This window comes from Mycobacterium sp. pUA109 (assembly GCF_041287095.1).
Classification (GTDB): Bacteria; Actinomycetota; Actinomycetes; order Mycobacteriales; family Mycobacteriaceae; genus Mycobacterium.
The window spans coordinates 42017-59275 of record NZ_JBGGKS010000025.1; the positions used below are offsets into that span (position 1 = coordinate 42017).

At 64.3% G+C, this 17259-nt stretch carries 16 protein-coding genes; 10 read left to right on the forward strand and 6 right to left on the reverse strand.

The genetic code is table 11. The features are described 5' to 3' along the window. The 10 genes from ACAG26_RS23440 (at position 1) to ACAG26_RS23485 (ending at position 10772) form a co-directional block, all read left to right on the forward strand. A complete protein-coding gene (locus tag ACAG26_RS23440) occupies positions 1-1656 on the forward strand; it encodes a class I adenylate-forming enzyme family protein (RefSeq protein WP_370485473.1) in 1656 nt (551 codons plus the stop codon). A 16-nt stretch (positions 1657-1672) separates the two neighbouring features. After that, positions 1673-2638, forward strand: coding sequence for an enoyl-CoA hydratase/isomerase family protein (locus ACAG26_RS23445; protein ID WP_370485474.1), 966 nt, complete (start codon positions 1673-1675; stop codon positions 2636-2638). A gap of 31 nt (positions 2639-2669) precedes the next feature. Continuing rightward, entirely contained in the window at positions 2670-3983 is a 1314-nt protein-coding gene (locus ACAG26_RS23450; RefSeq protein WP_370485475.1) for an amidohydrolase family protein, read from the forward strand. A gap of 82 nt (positions 3984-4065) precedes the next feature. Further along, positions 4066-4815 carry an SDR family oxidoreductase gene (locus ACAG26_RS23455; protein ID WP_370485476.1) on the forward strand — a complete coding sequence of 250 codons (750 nt, stop codon included), beginning with the start codon at positions 4066-4068 and terminating at the stop codon, positions 4813-4815. Positions 4816-4847: 32 nt separating this feature from the next. Beyond that, positions 4848-5414 (forward strand): carboxymuconolactone decarboxylase family protein, encoded by a 567-nt coding sequence (locus tag ACAG26_RS23460; RefSeq protein WP_370485477.1) that lies wholly within the window; start codon positions 4848-4850, stop codon positions 5412-5414. A gap of 19 nt (positions 5415-5433) precedes the next feature. After that, complete coding sequence (locus ACAG26_RS23465) at positions 5434-6375, forward strand: SDR family NAD(P)-dependent oxidoreductase (protein ID WP_370485478.1); 942 nt, start codon at positions 5434-5436, stop codon at positions 6373-6375. Between the two features lie 108 nt (positions 6376-6483). Further along, positions 6484-7239: an SDR family NAD(P)-dependent oxidoreductase gene (locus ACAG26_RS23470; RefSeq protein ID WP_370485479.1), complete on the forward strand. Its 756-nt coding sequence runs from the start codon at positions 6484-6486 to the stop codon at positions 7237-7239. An 8-nt stretch (positions 7240-7247) separates the two neighbouring features. Continuing rightward, entirely contained in the window at positions 7248-8051 is an 804-nt protein-coding gene (locus ACAG26_RS23475) for an SDR family NAD(P)-dependent oxidoreductase (protein WP_370485480.1), read from the forward strand. A gap of 232 nt (positions 8052-8283) precedes the next feature. After that, positions 8284-9453, forward strand: coding sequence for an amidohydrolase family protein (locus ACAG26_RS23480; protein ID WP_370485481.1), 1170 nt, complete (start codon positions 8284-8286; stop codon positions 9451-9453). Positions 9454-9569: 116 nt separating this feature from the next. Beyond that, positions 9570-10772 carry a cytochrome P450 gene (locus ACAG26_RS23485; protein WP_370485482.1) on the forward strand — a complete coding sequence of 401 codons (1203 nt, stop codon included), beginning with the start codon at positions 9570-9572 and terminating at the stop codon, positions 10770-10772. A gap of 59 nt (positions 10773-10831) precedes the next feature. On the opposite strand, the gene ACAG26_RS23490 is transcribed toward ACAG26_RS23485, so the two are convergent. The 6 genes from ACAG26_RS23490 to ACAG26_RS23515 form a co-directional block, all read right to left on the reverse strand. Then, positions 10832-11731: an LLM class F420-dependent oxidoreductase gene (locus ACAG26_RS23490; protein ID WP_370485483.1), complete on the reverse strand. Its 900-nt coding sequence runs from the start codon at positions 11729-11731 to the stop codon at positions 10832-10834. A gap of 104 nt (positions 11732-11835) precedes the next feature. Beyond that, entirely contained in the window at positions 11836-12303 is a 468-nt protein-coding gene (locus tag ACAG26_RS23495; RefSeq protein WP_370485484.1) for a MarR family winged helix-turn-helix transcriptional regulator, read from the reverse strand. Positions 12304-12503: 200 nt separating this feature from the next. Further along, the gene (locus ACAG26_RS23500) at positions 12504-12860 is read right to left on the reverse strand and encodes an SgcJ/EcaC family oxidoreductase (protein ID WP_370485485.1); all 357 of its coding nucleotides are present in this window, start codon (positions 12858-12860) and stop codon (positions 12504-12506) included. A gap of 34 nt (positions 12861-12894) precedes the next feature. Next, complete coding sequence (locus ACAG26_RS23505) at positions 12895-14097, reverse strand: cytochrome P450 (RefSeq protein ID WP_370485486.1); 1203 nt, start codon at positions 14095-14097, stop codon at positions 12895-12897. Positions 14098-14127: 30 nt separating this feature from the next. Beyond that, entirely contained in the window at positions 14128-15309 is a 1182-nt protein-coding gene (locus ACAG26_RS23510) for a cytochrome P450 (RefSeq protein ID WP_370485487.1), read from the reverse strand. Positions 15310-15639: 330 nt separating this feature from the next. Further along, positions 15640-17235 carry an FAD-dependent oxidoreductase gene (locus tag ACAG26_RS23515; protein WP_370485488.1) on the reverse strand — a complete coding sequence of 532 codons (1596 nt, stop codon included), beginning with the start codon at positions 17233-17235 and terminating at the stop codon, positions 15640-15642. Positions 17236-17259 lie beyond the last annotated feature (24 nt).

A 17259-nucleotide genomic window follows, 5' to 3' on the forward strand; every position in this document is an offset into this window, starting at 1 on the left:
ATGGATACCGCGGAATCGCCGACCACGTTTCCCGCCCTGTTCGCCGCAGTCGTCGCCGCGCGCCCCAAACATGACGCTCTGGTCGCGCCGGATGAGACCTTGAGCTACCGGGAGCTGGATCGACGGTCGGCCCGGATGGCCAGGGCGTTGCTCGCGGTGGGGGCAGGCAAGGGGACACGAATCGGCCTGTTGGCTCCCGACAGTGCCCTGTGGCTGACCGTGTTCTACGGTGCGCTGCGGATCGGGGCACTGGTCACGCCGATCAGCACCCTCACGACGCCCAGCGAACTCGCACAGATAGTCCGGACCAGCGACGCCCAGCTGCTGATCGGGGCTCGTCGTTTCCTGCGGCATGACTACGGCGAGAAACTCATATCAGCCCTCCCCGGGCTGAGCGACGGGAGTGCCGGAGCGCTCCGGGTTGCGGATGCGCCTTATCTGCGGTCGGTGTGGCTCGATGACGTGACGGGTCTGCCCTGGGCGCAGGAGGTTGACGATCTGCTGAAATGCGCGGATGTACCTGACGCGCCAGACGAAGAGCTGTTGGCCGCCGTGGAACGCGAAGTGGTTTCCGGCGACGAGGCATTCGTGGTGTACACCTCGGGCAGCACGGCGATGGCCAAGGCGGTCACCCATGGGCAGTGGGCGGTGGCACGCCAGCCGCCGGCCCTGGCCACGTACTTCGGACTGACGCGCAACGACCGCACGCTGTGCTTACTGCCCGCGTTCTGGATGGGCGGCATCATGACGGCGTTGCAGGTGCTCAGCACCGGCGGAACATTGGTGTATCCGCCGAGCCCGAATATCGATGCGGTGCTCGACACTATTGAGCGATGCGAAGTCAGCAACGTGGTGGTCTGGCATATGTCGGCCAAGTTGCGTGCGGCGGCGGCGGCGCGCGGCGTCGACCTCGACGGTGTGCGAGTCACCGGGGCACCGTTGCGGGACGAGTCCGGCAAGGTCATCCCGCGGAATCTTCAGGCCGACCTGCTCGGCATGTCCGAGAGTTTTGGCCCCCACAGCGCCGAGCCGGTGCACCATCGCTTGCCCGAGTCGAAAGCCGGCGCAGCTGGCCGCGCCGTGAATGGAATTGAACGCCGGGTGGTCAACCCGGACACGGGCGCACCGCTACCCGTCGGTGAGGTCGGTGAACTGCAACTGCGCGGCGGCGCGTTGATGACCGGACTCTACAAGACCGATCGCCGCACGGTATTCACCCCGGACGGCTTCTATCCGACCAAGGACCTCGTCCGGCAAGACGCGGACGGCTTCGTGTACTTCGTCGGGCGCACCGGCGACATGATCAAGACGAATTCCGCCAACGTGTCGCGTTTGGAAGTTGAGGCGGCATTGAACGCGTTACCTGAAGTCGATCTGTCCGTTGTTGCTGGCCTTCCGGATCCCGAACTCGGTGAGATCGTCGCTGCCGCCGTCGTTCCCGCCGACGGCGCCACCGTGTCTGAAGGCGAACTCAAGGCGGCGCTGCGCGAAACCCTGTCCAGTTTCAAGGTTCCCCGCCGCATCGTGTTCGTCTCGCACGACGACGTCCCGAGGACCGGGACCGGAAAGGTCAAGCTCGTGGATTTGGCCGAGTTCATTTCCTCCCACATCGACCGCGAGCCGGATGCCGCGGTGTCCACCGCAACGGGAAACTGACAGGAGAAACCGAACATTGACCGAGGATCGGGGCCGACCGCCCGCGGAGGACATCGTCTTGTACGAGAAGGATCCGCAGACCAAAATCGCGACGATCACCCTGGATCGCGCCGACGACCTTAACGGGATGACCATCGATGCGCAGCACCGCTACGCCGACCTGATTCATCACGCCAGCATCGACGATGACGTGAAGGTGTTGGTAATCCGGGCAAACGGTCCCAATCTGGGCAGCGGCGCGGATCTTCCGGAGCTGTTGGACATCATGGCGGACCGGGGCGACGTGACCATGAATCACACCGTCAGGGTCCCCGACGACGCGGACGTCAAATACCCGCCGAAGGGCTCCTATCGACACCGCGCCTCACACGTGCAGTTTTACACCGACCCGAGCGCGGGCATGCGAAGCCTCCAGGATTTCAAGAAGATCAGCATCCTCGAAGTGCGCGGCTACTGTTATGGCTGGCACTTCTACCAGGCCGCCGATGCCGACATTGTGGTCGCCTCCGACGACGCGCTGTTCGGCCACGCCGCATGGCGTTACGCGGGTTTCGCGGCGCGCCAATGGCAGTGGTGCACGACGATGGGTGTCCGCAAGTTCATGGAGATGGTGTTCACCGGTCGGCCGTTTACCGCGAAAGAGATGTACGAGTGCAGCTTCGTCAACGCAGTGGTTTCCGGCGATGAGCTGGAGTCGATGACGCAGAAGTACGCGCTCGCCTGCGCGCGGACCCGACCCACCGACACCGTGTTCGCGCAGAAGGCCTTCTTTGAGATCTTCAAACAACACCAGGGCGAGTACATGGGCAGCATCCTCACCGGCATGCTCGAATCCACCCTGGATCAACTCATGCCCGATCCGGATTCGTTCGAACTCGACGACAAGACCCGCGAGCGGGGGCTGACCAACTCCGTCCGGGACAACGACGAACAGTTCCCGCCCGAATGGCGGCTGAGTCGACGGGGCCGAGCGAGCGATTAGCTCGACCAAGCGTTTCAACGAAGGGATGGCGATGCTGACACTGACCAATGCGAGGGTCTTCGATGGCCAAAAACCGCTCCCCGGCCGGCACAGCGTGACGCTGGACGGCAACCGGATCCAAGCTGTGGATGCCGCCCCGCAGCCGGCCTCGGGAGAGGTCATCGATGTGCGAGGCATGACGCTGATGCCCGGTCTGATCACCAGCCATCTGCACCCCGATTTCTACAAATTCAGCATCGCGATCGCCGCCACCGAGCGGCCCGGCAAGGAGCTACCGCCGGGCGTCATGATGGCAATCGGGGTCCGCACCTGTCGGGTACTGCTGGAGAGTGGGTTCACCGGCTATGCGGGCGCCTCCTGCGCGCACGATATCGATGCGCAGCTCAAGATGGCCATCGCCGATGACATCATCCCGGGTCCCCGGATTCGGGCGTGCGGGCATCACCTCGGCACCACCGGCGACATGAACAACGGCGGACGGTGGTGGAAGCGGTACGAGACACCGGGCACCGACGTCTGCGCGGATGGTCCCAACGCCATGCGCGCCCTGGTCCGCGAGGAGATCAATCGCGGCGTCGAGACGATCAAGATCTTCGCCAGCGCCGGCCACGGCCAGCCGCACCGCACCACGCGCAATATGTCCCGCGACGAGATCGCGGCGATCATCAACACCGCGCATGAAGGCGGCGCGAAAGTGCGCGCCCACGTCTCCGACAAGGCGATGATGCTGGAGTGCATCGAACTCGGGCTCGACCTGATCGACCACGGGGATGAGATCGACGAGGAAGTCATCGAGGCGATGGTGCAGGCGGGGACCTTCTGGGTACCGAGCCTCATCTACCCGCGGAGCCTGCTCGAACTCGGCTATGCCGCCGATTTCGGTGTCACGCAGGAGCAGTACGACCACGTGCGAACCATGCTGCCGGTGGCGCAGGACGCGGGAGTGCGAATCCTGATCGGCGACGACTACAGCGGAATCTTTCGCGATCTGATGGACGACGATCCGCTGGATCATCAGGTCGGCAACTACGGTCGCGAGTTCGCCTACTACAGCGCGGTCGAGGGCCTCACCACGGCCGATGTGCTCAGCTGGGGAACCTGCAACGCCGGTCAGCTGTTGGTGGATCCGCCCGAGCGGGTCGGTGTGATCGAACCGGGCGCGTTGGCGGACCTCATCGTCATCGACGGTGATCCGCTTGAGAACCCGGACCTGCTGGCACGCCCCACCGAGGCCCTCAAAGTAGTGATCCGAGATGGTGCGGTGGTCATCGACCGACTGGCCTCGGGGTCAGCCGAGCCACACCCCGATTCGGCACTAGGCCGTCACGAACTAGCCCTGCGTTGACCCCAACGGCCATTGTTTCCGTACTCAACGACCGCGCCGCGCTCCACTGGGCGCGGGACCGAGGACAAACAGGTGAGGAGCCATGACAACAGACACGAAACGTGGTGTCGCTCTGGTGACCGGTGCGGCTTCCGGCATCGGTCGTGCGGCCGCGGAGGGATTCGTGCGGCGCGGTTACGCCACCGCGCTGGCCGACGCCAACCAGGAGGCCGGCCGCGAGGCCGAGGCGGAACTACGGCAGTGGGGAGAATGCACCTACGTCCACTGTGATGTCACCGACGACGCGGCCGTGGAACGGGCGGTGGCGCAGGTCGTGGAGACCTATGGGCGCCTGGACGCCGCCTTCAACGCGGCGGGTGTTGACGGCGAGCCTGCGACCACGTCGGAGTGCAGCATGGAGAACTGGAACCGTGTGCTCGCGGTCGATCTCACCGGCATATGGTCCAGCATGCGGTATGAGATCCCCGCGCTGCTCAAGGCCGGCGGCGGCTCGATCGTCAACTGTGCATCGGTGGCGGGAGTGCGGGCCGCTCCCACGATGCCGGCCTACGCGGCCGCCAAACATGGCGTCATCGGTCTGACCAGGACGGCCGCGCGGGAATACGGTCGACACGGGGTGCGGGTGAACGCGATCTGCCCTGGCACGGTTGACACCCCGATGTTCCGGCAGGCGATGTCGCCCGAGGTAATCGAACAGCTGGTCGCAGCTAGTGCCGTCGGCCGGGTGGCCGAGGCCCAGGAGATCGCCGCGGTGGCCGTGTGGCTCTGCGACGACGCCCCAGGGTTTCTCACCGGAGAGGCGATCACCGTGGATGGCGGCTTTTGCGCATAACGGTCCGTAACCCGGTAAGGAAAGGAGGAGTAATGACCCCCAGTGCTGCTACCGGCACGCCCCGTATTGCTCCCATCGCGCCGGAGAATCTGACCGCCGAACAAAAGTGCAAAATGCACGGGTGGGATGCGTTGCACTTCACTCGCGTGATGATGCGCAGCCCGCAACTGTTCGACGTCTTCCTACCAATGCTCACCAAGGTGGTCGCCCAGTCGGAACTGCCGCCGCGTGATCGGCAGGTGGTAATCCTGCGGATCTGCGCACTCACCGGCGAAGTGTATGAGGCCGCGCATCATGAGTTGATCTCGCACACCGCCGGCTTGTCCGACGATGAAATCGAGGCGGCCCACACCGGGGTGGGGCTCTCGCCGGTGCATCAGCTTCTCGCCTGTGCCGCTGAGGAACTCGTTCACGATTTCACCATCAGTGACCGAACCTGGACGGCGTTGGCCGAGCACTATAGCGACACTGAACTGATGGAAATCGTGGCGCTGGCCGGTACCTACACCACGATGGCGATGCTGACCAGGTCGCTCGGTATCCAGCTCGAAGACCACGACACCATGAAGAGCTTTATCGCGCTGCGGCAATACGTTTGAGAGCCACGAAAGGCATGCCATGACCGAACTTCGCTTCGACGGCCGGACGGCGATCGTCACCGGCGCCGGCGGGAATCCCGGCATCGGCCGGGCCCATGCGCTGCTGCTCGCCGCACGGGGGGCCAATGTCGTTGTCAACGACATCAACCGCGTGGTGGCGCCGGGTTACCCGGATGTCGCCTCGGCCGAGGCGGTCGTTGAGGAGATCCGCGCCGCGGGGGGCACCGCGGTCGCGGACACCCATTCGGTCGCCACCGAGGACGGTGCCGCCGCGCTCATCCAGACCGCGATCGACGCGTTCGGCGGGGTTGACATCCTCATCAACAATGCCGCGATCTCGATTGCGGCCCCGTTCGAGGAGATCACCGCGCACGACCTGCAGCAGCACATCGAGATCAACCTGATGGGCACGATCTGGACGTGTCGCGCCGCCTGGCCGCATATGAAGGCGAACGGCTACGGCCGCATTGTCAACACCTGCTCGGCGGCGTTCGGCGGCGCGCCGCTTCTGGTCGCCTACAGTGCCAGCAAGGGCGGCATCTTCTCGTTCACGCGCGCGTTGGCCGCCGAGGGAGACGCGTATGGCATCAAGGTCAATGCGTTGAGCCCGGGGGCCTTCACCCGCATGGTGACCGCGCAACAGAACGAGAGTTCGCCGATGTACCAGCTGTGCAAGACCAGCCTCCCGGCGGAGTTGGTCGCCCCCGTCGCCGCCTTCTTGTCCCATGAAAGCTGCCCGGTGACCGGCGACACGATCAACGGTGTCGGCGGGATGGTGAACCGGGTGTATCTCGCGGAGACCCCCGGCTTCTCCGAAGATCCGCTCACGCTGGAGGGCGTCGCCGCGCGCTGGAGCGAGGTCACCGCCGGCACCCCCGAGAACGCACTCCCGATCGCGGCAAATGATCCTCGCGAATGGGAGGTAAAGCCCTACACCGCGTCGCAGCCAGTTGGGTCGTAGCCCCGCCGGGGTTTTGGCTACGCCGATATGTCCGGACGGCGGGTCCGGTGACCGTGGGTCGAGTCGCACCCACAGCTGACACACTCACCACCACAAGGAGTTCGCGCGGTGCTGACACTGGAGGGCAAAGTCGCCATCGTCACCGGCGGGGCGCAGGGGATGGGCGCTGAGCATGCGCGGACCTTTGTCGGACTCGGGGCCCGTGTCGCCATTGCTGACATAGATGAGCAATTGGGTGTGGAGCTGGCAGATGAGCTTGGCGACGCTGCCGCGTTCTTTCCCTTGGACGTCACGGATCCGGACCAGTGGACTCAGGTTGTCGGTCGCGTCGCAGACCGGTGGGGAGCGGTGAATGTGTTGGTCAACAACGCTGGGGTGCCGGGCCCCGTCGAATCGACGGCGAACCTCGCCGTGGACGATTACCTGCGGACCGTCTCGGTGGATCAACACGGCGTGTTCTTCGGGATGAGGGCGGTGCTGCCCGGAATGGTCCATGCGGGCGCGGGATCGATCATCAATATTGCGTCGGTGGCGGGGTTTGCCCACGTCCGCCATGTCCCCAACGCGGCGTACACAGCCGCAAAATTTGCCGTGCGCGGACTCACCCGAGCGGCCGCGGTCGAATACGGCGGCCAAGGAGTTCGGGTGAATTGTGTTTTGCCGGGACCGATAGCAACGCCGATGCTGGCGCACGGATCACCGTCATCCGCGGCGGTCAAGGCGATCGAAGACACCGTCGTGATGAAGCGATGCGGGCAGCCGCAGGAAGTGTCGAACCTAGTGGCGTTTCTCGCCTCCGATGCCGCGTCGTACATCACCGGTGCCGACCATTTCGTCGACGGCGGTCAGGCCGCGGGCTGGTAGGGACACAGGTGAATCGACTGGACGGCAAGGTCGCGCTGGTGACCGGTGGCGCCGGTGGCATCGGCGGCGCGACCGCGGTGAGGATGGCAGCTGAAGGTGCCTGGGTCGTCGTCACCGACATCGACGACGAGGGTGGACACCTCGTCGTCGAGAAGGCTAAAGCCGCCGGCGGGCACGCTGACTATCTGCACCTCGACGTGCGAGACGAGGCCGAATGGGCGGAGGTGATGCGGCAAGTGGACTCCAGGATTGGCGGGCTGGACATCCTGGCCAATGTCGCCGGGGTCTGCGCCCTCGCGGGGATTGGCGACATGTCGTATGAGCAATGGCGCTGGCAGTTCCAGGTAGATCTCGACGGCAAATTCTTCGGGTGCCGGAATGCGCTGCCGCTGCTGATCCGATCCGGACGCGGCAGCATCGTCAATATCTCGTCGTCGAGCGTGATCCACGGTACCGCCGGTGCGACCGCGTATGCGGCCAGCAAGGCTGGTGTGCTGGCCTTTTCGAAGGCGCTTGCCGTGGAATGCTCGCAGGCCCGTACCGGGATCCGGGTCAACAGTGTCATACCTGGTCCCATCGAGACACCGATCTGGGTCAAGATGTTCCACGGCGGAGTGCTGCCACCACCCGATCAGGTCGACTACGAATCGATCGCCTTGGAACTACGCGACGAGGTGAGCGCCGGGAACCTCGTGCAGCGCGCCGGAAGACCTGACGACATCGCGGCGGCGATTGTCTTTCTGGCGTCCGACGAAGCCGGATACATCAACGGCACCGAGCTTATCGTTGACGGTGGCACGGCCATCGTCTAGTGGCGGCGCACGGCAGGCGGTGCCACGGGGCGGTCATTTCGCGTTCGCAGGGCAAGCATGACTGAGATTTGCCACGCCGAGCTAAAGTTGCAACAGCGTTGCACTATGGGGCGGGGTGTGGCTACGATCACATCGTCCCGGCCGTTAGATCCCGGTTCGAGATCTCGGCTAGGCCCGCGCTGGGAAACCCTTCGCGCTGAAGCGCTGCGACGAATTCGACGGAGAGGTTGCCATGCTCGACCAACGCCTGACGTTTGAAAATCCACTCGCCGCCGACGCGGGAATGATCGTCGACCGGGTCGGCCAGTCGCGGGAGGGCGCGAAGCTGCCCGCCGATCTCACGCTGGTGTCGGCCGACAACCATGTCGAACTCACCGAGGACATTTTCTACGAACGGTTCCCGGCGGAACGGCGCGATGCTGCGCCGCGCGTGTGGTTCGACCGCTACTGGCGAGTCGGTTTCCCGGACGTGATGCAGGCCTACCCGGAGAGCGCCGACGTGGACACGGCGCTTGCGCGTTCGGTTCTCAACGATGGGTTCGAGTTCGGCGTCCGCAACCAGCATCTGGACGCCGAGGGGATTGACAAGGAGATCGTCTATCCGCAAAGCCTGATGGCGTTCATCCGTTACCCGGACCAGGAGATGCAGGAACTCATGTACCGCACCTACAACGAGTACATGGCCGAACTCGACAAGCGGAATCCGGGTCGTTTCTACGGTGTCGGCATCTGTAGCAACTGGTGGAATCCCGATCATGCCGAAAAGGCGGTTCAGCAGATCGTTGATCTCGGTCTCAAGAGCTTCTTGATTCCGTTCAACCCGGGCAAGAACACCGAAGGCAACGTGATCGACTACGACAGCCCGGAGATGGACCGCTTCTGGGCATGCGCTGCTGAGGCCAACCTGCCGGTCAATTTCCACATCGGCGAGGTGCCGTCCGCCGGTGGTCGGGGTGGCTTCGGAACCTTCTTCCTGATGCAGGCGGCGCCGTTCCGGCGGGCCTTCGGCAGCCTGATCTTCGGCGGCATCTTCGATCGTCATCCGAACCTGCAGGTGGTGTTCGCCGAGGGCGGCATTAACTGGATCGCGGGTGCGCTGCAGGACGCCGAGCTCACCTACGGTGCGCACCGCGAACTCTTCGACTGGCCGATGAAACACCGGCCGAGCCACTACTGGCATAACAACATGTTCGCCACCTTCCAGACCGACACGATCGGCCTGAAGTTGCTCGACTACCTTGGCGCCGACCGCGTGATGTGGGGTCAGGATTATCCGCACAGCGAAGGCACATTCGGCTACACCGCCAACGCCATCAACGAGATCGTCGATCTCACGTCGGAAGCGGATGCCCGCAAGATCCTCAGCGAAAACGCGATCAACCTCTATCGACTGAACGACTGAGCGGGCCGTGATGACGACGTCATATGCGCACGCTGATCCAACGCGCGTCGTTAACCTCTGTCGGTTTCCGAGGGGTGATTCGCGTGAAATCGCAGCACTTTTGAGAGGCGGCGTCTGTGACGGTTAGTGCCACGAGCGATGTGCATTACGATCCATATGACGTTGAACTCAATACCGAACCTTACGCGATGTATCACCGGCTCCGCGAGGAAGCGCCCCTGTACTACAACAACGAGTACGACTTCTACGCGCTGAGCCGATTCGCGGATGTCCACCAGGCGGCACGCGACCATCTGAACTTGAGTTCGGCGCGGGGCGACGTGTTGGAAACCGTCAAGGCCAATATGGACATCCCATCGGGCTTCATGATCTTTGAGGATCCGCCAATCCATGACATCCACCGCAAGCTGTTATCCCGGATGTTCAGACCGCGTAAGATCGCCGAACTCGAGCCCCAGATCCGCGAGTTCTGTGCGCGCTGTTTGGATCCGTTGGTCGGCGGCAACCGGTTCGCCTTCGTGGCCGATCTTGGCGCGAAGATGCCGATGCGGGTGATCGGCATGTTGTTGGGGATGCCCGAAGGTGATCAAGAAGCCGTCCGCAAACGCTGGGACGACAACCTCCGTTCCGCCGAAGCCGGTCAACCGATAAACGTCGCCCCGGAGGCAATCGACGCCGGGGAGGCTTTTGCCGAGTACATCGATTGGCGGGCCGCGCACCCGTCGGATGACATCATCACTGAGCTGTCGAACGTCGAATTCGAGGATGAGACCGGCACCGTGCGCCGACTAACGCCCAGTGAACTGCGCGCCTATGCCAGCTTGGTCGTTGGCGCCGGCAACGAGACGACGAACCGGCTGATCGGCTGGATGGGGAAGGTGCTGGCCGAGAATCCCACGCAGCGTCGCCAACTAGCCGAGGACCATTCACTGATTCCGCAGGCCATCGAGGAGTTCGTGCGGTACGAGCCATCGGGACCGAATATGGCCAGGTATGTCACCAATGACGTCGAGTATTACGGCCAGACAATACCGGCGGGCAGTGTCATGCTGTTGATGCTCGCCGCAGCCAACCGTGATGATCGCCAATTCCCCCATGGCGACGTTTTCGACATCCACCGTGAGCCTCGTCAGCACCTGGGGTTCGGGACTGGCATCCACTTTTGCCTCGGATCAGCACTGGCCCGCCTCGAGGGACGGGTCGCGCTGGAGGAGATCTTGAAGCGCTTCCCGGAGTGGGATGTCGACCTCAACGAAGCCAAGTTGGCAATCTCCCCGGTGGTGCGGGGATGGGAATCGATGCCAGCAATTCTCCGTTGAACACCGCAGGGTGCTGACTTAGGTCACTTTCGGCGATTCCCGAAGGCTCTGCGTTCCTTTCATAATCGCAGGGCTTCGGCGAGTTCACGCAGCGATGGCCGTGGATCCGCTGCGATGCTGCCTCCGAGAACTTGGACGACGACGTGGTCGGCGCCGGCGCCGAGGTGGGCGGTGACTGATGCGGCGGCCTCGTGGGGTGTGCCCATGCCGACGAGGGCGCGAGCCAGTCGGTCGGATCCGCCGGGCACCAAATCGGTGTCGTTGAAGCCCTGTCGCAGCCACGAGTTGCGGTAGTTCTGCAGCGGAATGTAGGACCCGATGTGGTCGTGCGCCCGTTGAAGTTGGTCGTCGGCGGTGCCCCCGATGGCTACGGCTTGTTCAGGTATCAGCAACTTATGGGGGCCGAGGATGGCACGGGTCGTGCGGGTCTGGTCGGGTGTCACGAGGTAGGGGTGTGCTCCGTCGGCGAGTTCCGCGGACAGTTCGATCATTTTCGGTCCCAAGGCTGCCAGTAAGCGCGGCGGTCTGTCGCACGGTTCGATCTCTGCGGGGACGGTATCCATTCGTTCCAGGTACGTGCGCATCGTCGCCAACGGCTTGTGATAGGCGCCGTGCATCATGTCTTCGACGAAGGGAGCGTGGCTGACCCCGAGGCCGAGGATGAACCGCCCTGGGTGTAGGGCGGCGAGGGTTCGTGCCCCGGTCTCCGCGGGTGTCGGGATGCGGACGTGAATGTTAGCGATGCCGGTTCCCACGATCAGCCGGTCGGTGGCGGCCAGGAAAGCGGCCGACTCGACTAGCGCGTCCTTGCCGCCTCCCTCCGGCAGGAACAGCGACCCGTATCCCATCGCTTCGATGTCGCGGGCGATGTTCTGAGCGTCGCGGATTGGCCATTGCTCGCTGTTCCACCACACGCCTATGCGAGACGGAAAACTGACGGTCGCAGGGTTATTCGACATTTACTCGTATCTTCCTCACTGAAAGGGCCAACGGGACGCTCAGAACACCAATCGCGCAGCGTTGTTCGTCATGGCGCTCTTTGTGCAGCTGTTTTGTGAGGCGATCAATCGACGCCAGGATGTGCGAGATCATCGAGAGCCCGCCGTAGGTCGTCGATACCCTCCCAGGTCAGTTGGCAGGCCGATTTAATCTTGGCGTTGACGCCACGGATCTCCGGTTCGAGCGCGCGCGCCCGCTCGGTCAAGTTCACCAACACCCGACGTTCGTCGGCTGGGTCACGCACACGGGTGACCATCCCGGCGGCCTCGAGTCGTTTCACCAGGGGTGTGATGGTGCCGGTGTCCATATCCAGACAGGCGCCGAGCGTGCCGACCGTCTGCGCAGCGTTGTCGAGCAGCGCCAGCATCGCCAGGTACTGCGGAAACGTCAGCCCGATCGGCTCCAGCAGGGGCTTGTGAAGACGCGCCATGCGATTGGCCGCGCCGTACAACGCGAAAGACAGCTGCTGGCCCAATGCGTTCCGACGGAGCCGGGGAACGTCGTCGACCTTTACTCTAGCCTGCGATTCCATAGTGCACTAGATAATAGTATGCAAAAGGTGTGTTGGCCAGCAACGCGCCTCTCGCCCCATCTACAGCGAGTCGAGATTGCCCTGCCAACGGTCGGGACGGCGGCGAACGCGAGGGAGACCGCCAAAGCTCCGACTCACACCGTGGCTAGTTAGTCAGGCGTCATGGCACGGCTGTCTAGGCGCGAGCCGACGACAAACCCTCAGGACTCGCTCGGCGGGTAAAAGTATTCCCGCCATGCCGCGATCTTTCCGTTCTGCACTTGATACGCCCCCATCACCGGCCAGCTCATCTGCTTCCCGTCCACGATCCAGTGATCAAAGCGCTCCATCATCACCACATCCCCGTCGACGGCAAGGTGTCGGATTTCCAGGTCTACGCAAGTCCCGCCGTCGAAGAACGCTTTCATCATCTTGTGGATCGCGTCGCGGCCTGATAGCCGTGGATAGGACGGGCCGATGTCGAAATAAGCATCTTCGGCGAAGTGGCTCATGACTTCGTCGACATCATTGCGGCCCCATGCGGCGATCTCCGCGCGTACGATTTGCTCAGGAGTCATCAGTCCCCGTCGACCTCCTTCGATGGTTTGCTCATCAGGGCAACACTTTTACCGGCACGTGGTGATAGCCGCCTACGTTTTGCATTTGGACACGTTCTAGTCCGTCCCACTGCACCTGGTAGCGGGGCATGAAGTCCAACAGCCGTTCGAGCGCGATCGTGGTCTCCAACCGGGCCAACGCAGCACCCAGGCAGCTGTGGATGCCGTAGCCGAAGCCCAAGTTTTGGGATTCACTCCGGTTTCGGTCGATGTCGAAGACGTGGGCGTCGGTGAACGCGCGCGGGTCGCGGTTGGCCGCGGCTTTCATGAGGAATACCGGTTTGCCGGCCGGGATCGTAGTGCCGTGCAGGTGAGCATGCTTGAGGGTGAACCGCACGTTGTAATGCACCGGGCCGTCGAACCGCAGCATCTCTTCGACCGCGGCCGGGATCTTGCTGCGGTCATCGAGCAGCTTCTGCCACTGGTCCGGGTTCTTCGCGAAGGTCACCACCGCACTGCCGAGCAGTTTGGTGACGGTCTCAGCGCCGGCGCCGCCGAGCAGTGCGGTGAACCCAGCAATTTCGATATCGTCGAGCTTGCGCAGTTGGCCGTCCTCGGTCAGGATTTCGGCGGCGATCAGGCGACTGATCATGTCGTCTTGTGGATCGGCTCGTCGCTGCTGGGCCAGCTGGTAGTAGTACATGCCCGATTCGATGTTCGCCCGCATCCCGGCGTCGGTTTGACCGATGTTGCCCGGCTGGCGGGATAGGGAGATGTCGATCCACTCGCGGACCTTTTGGCGGAATTCCTCGGGCACTCCGGCCATGCGGGTGATCACCTCGACCGGGAACGGCCCGGAAAAGTCTTGGATGACGTCGAAGTTGTCCGGGTCGACCCGGCTCAAGTAGTGCTCAACCAGGTCCTCGACGGTTTCGCGCTGGGACTGGATAGCCCGCGGGGTGAACGCCTTGTTGACCAAGCTGCGAAAGACCCGGTGCTCGGGAGGATCCATGAAGATGATCGACTTCGGCGGCCCCTCTTCGGATTGCACCATCGCCAAATCGCAACCACGGGTGGACGAGTACGTCTCGTTGTCTTTGAGGGCCGCTGCGACGTCGGCGTGCCGGGTCAGGGCGTAGAAGTCGAACTCCTCGCTGTAATAGACCGGTGCTTCGTCCTGCATTCGCAGGTAGATGTCGTAGGGATCGGTGAAGTACTCGGCTGAGAACGGATCGAAAACCACCTCGGGCTTGGTCATTTTCTGCCTCCGGAGCTGGGGTATCGGGGGTTAGGAAACGAATGTGGGCATGGCCGCCCAGCCGCGCACCGCGGCTGTTTGCGACGGCACCGCATTCGGCCAGTCGACCTCCCAGGTCGGGAAGCGCTTGAGGATCTCCTCCAGTGCGATGCGGCCCTCCAGCCGGGCCAGCGCGTTACCCATGCAGAAATGCGCGCCTGCACCAAAGGTCATGTGTGCGCGCTGCTCCCGGTGGATATCGAACACATCGCCGTCTGGTGGGAACCGGCGGTGATCACGGTTGGCCGCACCGACAAGCAGGAGCATTGCCGCCCCCTCGGGCACCGTCTTGCCGTAGTACGCGACGTCGCGTGCGACATAGCGGGCGATCTGCAACGCAGGTGGTTCCCAACGCAGGATCTCTTCGATGGCCTGCGGGATCAATGCTGGGTTCTCGACGAGTTGCCCGCGTTGGTTGGGATGCTCGGCCAACGTCTTGCCCGCCCAGCCAATCAGCCGCGTGGTCGTCTCTGACCCCGCGGTGGCGATCACCGTCAAGTACAGCAGCAGCTCTTCGCGGCGCAACTTGCGCACTGTGCCGGTCTCATCGGTGAACTCGGCGTTGAGCAGCTCGGTCATGATGTCGTCGGACGGGTGCTCGACGCGCCAGTCCAAGAACTCCGCGAACACCTCGCCGGTGGCCAGCGCGTCGACCCTCTCTCCCTGCAGCACCTCCTCACCATGGTCGGTGATCTGACGCTGCCGGTCCTCCGGAATACCCAGCAGCATGCCGATCACCCGCATTGGCATCTGTTCACCGAGATCGTTGACAAAGTCAAACCTCCCCGTACCGACGATGGGGTCGAGGCAGCGCGCGGTGAACTCGCGGATCTGCGGCTCCAGCGCCAACACCTTCCGCGGTGTGAACATCCGCGACAGCAGGTTGCGGTGGATGTTGTGGATCGGCGGATCTTCGAAAATCAATGTCCCAGGTGGTATTTCCATCCCAGACTTGATGACCTCCAGCACCGCACCGCGCCCCGAGATGAACGTCTCATGGTCGATGACCGCTTTGTTGACGTCATCGAACCGGCTGAGCGCGTAGAAGTCGTGCTGCTCGTTGTAGTAGAGCGGAGCCTCTTCGCGAATCCGGGCGAACACCGGATAGGGGTTCAGATTGAGGTCGACGTTGTACGGGTCGTAGTACAGGTCGGCATCGGTCGGCGCGGCCATCAGCGCGTCACCGACGCCAGGTCGCGTCGGGCCGCCACGCCCGCGTCCAGGGCGGTGTCAGCCACCGGGTAGCGGGAACTGACGCCGCCGGAGGGCGAGTACAGGTTGACGTTCGGCACAGCTAGACCTCCTGAGGGACGGACAAGTGGTGGGCATCTAGCTAGCGGGATGTTAGCCAGTTGAACCCGGGAATTGCAACATCGTTGTACTTTTGACTGCGTGTGGCAATGCGCGCGCCGGACCCAAACGAGGGTCCCGCGTTCGACCGCGCCAGCGCACTTCCAACGGCTGGGGGCACAAGCTATGCCGGGCTCGAGCCAGTCGGACTCGTCAACCCACCGACCCTCCGGTCGCGGCCGCATACCCGGCCCGGTAGCCGAACACCATGGCCGGGCCGATGGTGCCGCCGGCCCCGCCGTAGGCGCGTCCGGTCACCCCGGCCATCGCGTTGCCGGCGGCGAACAGCCCCGGGATCGGCGCACCGCTGACATGCAGTACTCGGGCGTCGCGGTCGGTGCGTGGCCCGCCCTTGGTGCCCATCGCGCCGACCGACACCGGCACCGCGAAATACGGGGCGGTGTCGATGGGACCCAGCGTCTTGCCGTCATCACCCCAGTAGCCGTCGTAGGCGCTGGCGCCGCGGCCGAAGTCGGGATCGGTGCCCGCGGCGACGTGGCGATTCCATTCGGCCAGGGTGTGGGCCAGCCCATACGGGTCGATCCCGGTCTTGGCGCCCAACTCGGTGAGGTCGGTGGACATCGAAAACCAGTCCGGCACCGGCTCGCCGGGCGCCACCCCCAAAAACCCGTACCGCTTGAGGTGCAGCGCGTCGAACACGATCCAGGCCGGGTCGTTGACGTAGCCGTCGCGCGGATCCAGGTAATGGAATGCGCCGGCCATCGAGTTGTAGTCGCAGGCCTCGTTGACGAAGCGTCGCCCGGCCCGGTTGACGATGATGCTGCGCGGGCGGGTGCGTTCCAACCGCACGCTGCGGCTGCGCTGCTGGCCGTCGATGGTGTCGCCGGGGATTTGCACGATCGGCACCCACCACGCTTCGCCCATGGTGGCCAGGTCGGCGCCGCAGGCCATCGCCATCCGCAGCCCGTCACCGGTGTTGTTGGGTGGCGAGACCGCGCCGTGCATCGGGCCGCGCAGGAAGGCCTCCACCAGCGCCGTGTCCCATTCGAAGCCGCCGTTGGCCAGGATCACCCCGCGCCGTGCATGCACCTGCGACACCGTGCCGTCCCGCTCGACCCGGACACCGGTCACCGCGCCCGCGGTGGTGACGAGTTCGACGGCGCGGCAGCGGGTCTGCGGCACCACCCCCGCCTCGAGCAGGCCTTCCAGCAGCCCGGCGACCAACGCGGTGCCGGCCACGCAGAGCTCGCCGGAGCCGTCGTCGACGTCGGCGTGCAACCGGGCTCGGGTCTCGGCGTCGAAGCCGACATTGGACCAGTCCGCGGGAAACGCGGTGATCCGGTCGGCCCATTCGCCGAGCCGGCTCAGCTGGTAGGGCACCGGGCTGTGCGACCGGCCGCCGCCGGGTTGACCGCCGGGTAGCTCCGGCTTGTAGTCGGGAAAGCCGGCGGCGACTTCGAACCGCAGCCCGCTGTGCGCCTCAACGAAGTCCAGCATCGACTCTCCGGTGCGCACGAACGTGTCGACCAGCGCGTCGTCCATCGCGCCGAACGACTGCGCCCGCAGGTAGGCCAGCGCGTCGTGCACCCCGAGTTCCGCCCCCGGCAGGCGGTGGTGCGCGGGAATCCAGGCGATGCCACCGGAGACCGCGGTGGTGCCGCCGACGGTCGCGGCCCGCTCGTAGAGCGCGACCGAGGCGCCGTGGGCGGCGGCGGTCAGGGCGGCGGTGAGGCCGGCAGCGCCGCTGCCGCATACGACGACATCGACTTCGTGGTCCCAAGAAGGCATAGGCAAGGTCCTCTCTGCGATCGC

Excerpts from the sequence above, each read along its gene's own strand:
- ACAG26_RS23440 (WP_370485473.1), top strand. The coding sequence starts at position 1 with ATGGATACCGCGGAATCGCCGACCACGTTTCCCGCCCTGTTCGCCGCA.
- ACAG26_RS23450 (WP_370485475.1), top strand. The coding sequence starts at position 2,670 with ATGCTGACACTGACCAATGCGAGGGTCTTCGATGGCCAAAAACCGCTC.
- ACAG26_RS23455 (WP_370485476.1), top strand. The coding sequence starts at position 4,066 with ATGACAACAGACACGAAACGTGGTGTCGCTCTGGTGACCGGTGCGGCT.
- ACAG26_RS23460 (WP_370485477.1), top strand. The coding sequence starts at position 4,848 with ATGACCCCCAGTGCTGCTACCGGCACGCCCCGTATTGCTCCCATCGCG.
- ACAG26_RS23465 (WP_370485478.1), top strand. The coding sequence starts at position 5,434 with ATGACCGAACTTCGCTTCGACGGCCGGACGGCGATCGTCACCGGCGCC.
- ACAG26_RS23480 (WP_370485481.1), top strand. The coding sequence starts at position 8,284 with ATGCTCGACCAACGCCTGACGTTTGAAAATCCACTCGCCGCCGACGCG.
- ACAG26_RS23490 (WP_370485483.1), bottom strand. The coding sequence starts at position 11,731 with ATGTCGAATAACCCTGCGACCGTCAGTTTTCCGTCTCGCATAGGCGTG.
- ACAG26_RS23495 (WP_370485484.1), bottom strand. The coding sequence starts at position 12,303 with ATGGAATCGCAGGCTAGAGTAAAGGTCGACGACGTTCCCCGGCTCCGT.
- ACAG26_RS23500 (WP_370485485.1), bottom strand. The coding sequence starts at position 12,860 with ATGACTCCTGAGCAAATCGTACGCGCGGAGATCGCCGCATGGGGCCGC.
- ACAG26_RS23505 (WP_370485486.1), bottom strand. The coding sequence starts at position 14,097 with ATGACCAAGCCCGAGGTGGTTTTCGATCCGTTCTCAGCCGAGTACTTC.
- ACAG26_RS23510 (WP_370485487.1), bottom strand. The coding sequence starts at position 15,309 with ATGGCCGCGCCGACCGATGCCGACCTGTACTACGACCCGTACAACGTC.
- ACAG26_RS23515 (WP_370485488.1), bottom strand. The coding sequence starts at position 17,235 with ATGCCTTCTTGGGACCACGAAGTCGATGTCGTCGTATGCGGCAGCGGC.